This is a genomic window from Pengzhenrongella sp., assembly GCF_036565025.1.
In the GTDB taxonomy this organism is placed as follows: domain Bacteria; phylum Actinomycetota; class Actinomycetes; order Actinomycetales; family Cellulomonadaceae; genus Pengzhenrongella.
The window spans coordinates 1-2,736 of record NZ_DATCNW010000230.1; the positions used below are offsets into that span (position 1 = coordinate 1).

At 68.1% G+C, this 2,736-nt stretch carries 5 protein-coding genes; 3 read left to right on the forward strand and 2 right to left on the reverse strand.

The genetic code is table 11. The annotated features are described in order from the left end of the window. Positions 1–147: 147 nt before the first annotated feature. Entirely contained in the window at positions 148–426 is a 279-nt protein-coding gene (locus tag VIM26_RS13425) for a hypothetical protein (protein ID WP_331951979.1), read from the reverse strand. Positions 427–438: 12 nt separating this feature from the next. Here VIM26_RS13425 and VIM26_RS13430 point away from each other — a divergent pair, with 12 nt between their 5' ends. The 3 genes from VIM26_RS13430 (at position 439) to VIM26_RS13440 (ending at position 2,565) form a co-directional block, all read left to right on the forward strand. Further along, positions 439–591 carry a hypothetical protein gene (locus VIM26_RS13430; protein WP_331951981.1) on the forward strand — a complete coding sequence of 51 codons (153 nt, stop codon included), beginning with the start codon at positions 439–441 and terminating at the stop codon, positions 589–591. Positions 592–1,263: 672 nt separating this feature from the next. Continuing rightward, positions 1,264–1,842: a hypothetical protein gene (locus tag VIM26_RS13435; RefSeq protein WP_331951983.1), complete on the forward strand. Its 579-nt coding sequence runs from the start codon at positions 1,264–1,266 to the stop codon at positions 1,840–1,842. A 390-nt stretch (positions 1,843–2,232) separates the two neighbouring features. Continuing rightward, on the forward strand, positions 2,233–2,565 hold the full coding sequence (locus VIM26_RS13440; protein WP_331951985.1) for a hypothetical protein: 333 nt from the start codon (positions 2,233–2,235) through the stop codon (positions 2,563–2,565). A 16-nt stretch (positions 2,566–2,581) separates the two neighbouring features. Here VIM26_RS13440 and VIM26_RS27070 read toward each other — a convergent pair. Next, positions 2,582–2,736 (reverse strand): DNA cytosine methyltransferase (locus VIM26_RS27070; protein ID WP_414696483.1); only part of this gene is annotated, 155 nt, incomplete at its 5' end.

A 2,736-nucleotide genomic window follows, 5' to 3' on the forward strand; every position in this document is an offset into this window, starting at 1 on the left:
ATCTTCTACGCCCCATGGGTGCTCATAGGCAGCGCTCTGCTCATCCTCGTGCTCGCCCTCTACGGTGCGTGGCGGACCGTCCGCTTCGTCCGCCGTGCCCGACGCGCCATCGCCCAGCTCGACGCCAGCAGGTCCGGACCCGCTCCTTCACACGGCAGGGAATCTCGCGTCGAGGAAGCGGGCACGATCCTGCCAATGGATGTTCCTGCGCAGGCGACTGGTCGCCACGCGCTTGACGACCTCCCGGTCGGCCAGGGCGGGGAAGGACGCGGCGCTCTGCTCGGGGAGGTACCAGCGCAACAGCCCGAAGTCCCGATTCGTCCCGCCCCGCCACGAGACGCCCAAACAGGCGAGAGGGTCGCCGTCCCGGAAGCAGGCAGCAGTCCGGTCGTGCTCGGTGATCTCCTGGGCTCGGTCCCCAGTCAAGGTCAGCCGTCCGTGGACGGGCAGGAGCCTGAGCCTGGCGCACCGACTGGCGCGGTCGGCGAGGACGCCGACGGCGAACCAGTCACCCCGCCCGAGGACCGACCCACGCTCCCCGCCGCCTACCCGAACGTACCCGCGGACGAGGAGCACGCCGTGACCGACTAGTCGTCGGTGCCCCTGTCGGGGCAGCCCGTTCCGGGCTGAAAATGGGGGTCCGGTCGCTCGGTGACGTCGTTGCAGCTTGGTCCTTTTGAGGCCGTCGGCTAGTCGGGCGCTGGGAGTTGCGCTGTGGGCCCTTCACTGTTGCTTCGAGCACGAGGATTAGATTTCGCTCTTCCCTGCTCGACCAGATCGCAGCGGGTCTTCGGGCCTGACCAGCGCGCCAGCAGGAGCCGACCTGGCTCGTCCTAATCGTCAATTCGTTGCTTCACGATGGCCGTCGACGACGACCGCGTTGTGGCGATCGAAAGGTCGTCGATGCGCGCCGCGCTCGTCGCCATGCGCGCCTGCCGAGCCGACGTCGCGGGTAGGGAGGCGAGCCACATGCGACGCAAGAACTGGGGGGATCTCCGGTCGGCGCTCCGGCTTCAGCCGCTCGCACCATCTCGGTGATTTCACCCCATTCGTGCAGGTAGGAGACAGTTTTCGCATTTTATGATCGGGCGAGGCGCGTCGGATGCGCCGCCGTACGTTGCAGAGAACCCGTAGGGGGCCCACCATGAACGTCGGCGCTGACCCCAGGATGCATGCGCCTCTCTTTCTCCCCTTCGGCGCCGAGCACCCCGCAACTTTGGAATTTGGGCGTGCACATCGACCTGCGAGCCCGGAACGGGCAACATGACCGTCCCCGAGGCCCGCGACGCGCAGCGCCCGCCACCCGTCCAGGACGCGGTGACCGCCACGCCCATCGATCACCCGGACCGGGCCGAACTCATGTCGGCCATCGCGAGCGTACGGTTCACCCGGTTCGAACGCAGAGGGGCGGCCGCGGACTTGGACGCCGCGATCCGAGCCGGCCAGGAGGCGGTCGGTGAGACCCCGCCCGGGCACCCAGACCGCGCCGAGAACTTGATGTTCCTCGGGTCCTGCCTGGGTATGCGGTTCGAACTTGCCCGGGCGGCGGCGGACTTGGACGCCGCGATCCGAGCCGGTCAGGAAGCGATTGCTGCGACGCGACCTGGCGACCCGCACTGCTCCGGATACCTCGCGGCTCTCTGTGCCGCTCTGTTCACCCGGTTCGAGCAGACGAGGGACGTCGTGGACCTGGACGCCGCGATCCGGGCCGGTCTAGCAGCGCTGGCCGTAGCCCCAGAAGGTCACCCCGACCGCATCATCTACAAGTTCCTCGTCGACCACGCTGAGAGCGCGCGGTCCGACCGGATCGGGCCACTCGCCGAGACCGACGTCGCGCCTTGATGAGGCTGAGCGACGGGGATCGGTCGACCGACCGGTGGATGTGAGAGCGGGCGTCGCGTCTGGCCTCCTGACCGTGCCAAATAGCGCTGAAAGATCTGCGCCATTTACCACTGAAGGTCACACACTTAACCCGTCAATTAGTCTACGACTCGTGAACGATTCAGTTCTGGGTAATGGGACAGGAACGACGCGGGGGACGCCCAGCAGGGGAGAACGGGTCGCACCACCCCTCCAGATCCGGGTCGCCCCCGACCACGTCGTCGCGCACATGAGTGCAGCGAAAGATGGACCGCCGCGCAGAGGAGTACGGACACCCAGATTCCCGAACTCCTCTGCACGCGCACCCCAGCCACGCAGTCATCCGTGCAGACGACTTCGAGAATCGACAGGTTGTCTGCCAACCTGTGCCCGATGCGGGCCGCCGGGCGCGCCGAACGCGAAACGGGGCCAGGCGACATGACGCAGCCGGTGATCAGCCCAGACGGGCGGTTCCGTTGGAACGGCGCGAAGTGGGTGCCCGTCGCCGTGAAGCTCACCCCGGACCTCGGCGCGCCTCGCTTCATGTGGAAGCCGAGCGCCGGTTTCAAGGTCTTCGTCGCGGTGTTCGTGCTGGGGTTGATCGCGGCCGGGATAGCCGGGGCGATGGATGAGGCACAGGCCGAGCAGGATTCGCACGACGCCTTCTGCGAGGGGTTGGGCGTGGGCGACCCCGAGTGCGACTAGGTCGCCGCGGCGGCGCTCACGCGATGGCCTCGGCGACGGCGGAGACGACCTCGCGGCCCACTGGCGGGCACACGCTGTTGCCCAGTCCCTTGGTCACCTCGGCGATCGACAGGTCCGGGTCCCAGGTGTAGCTGTCGGGGAAGCCCATCCCGCGGGCGAGCTCGCGCGTGC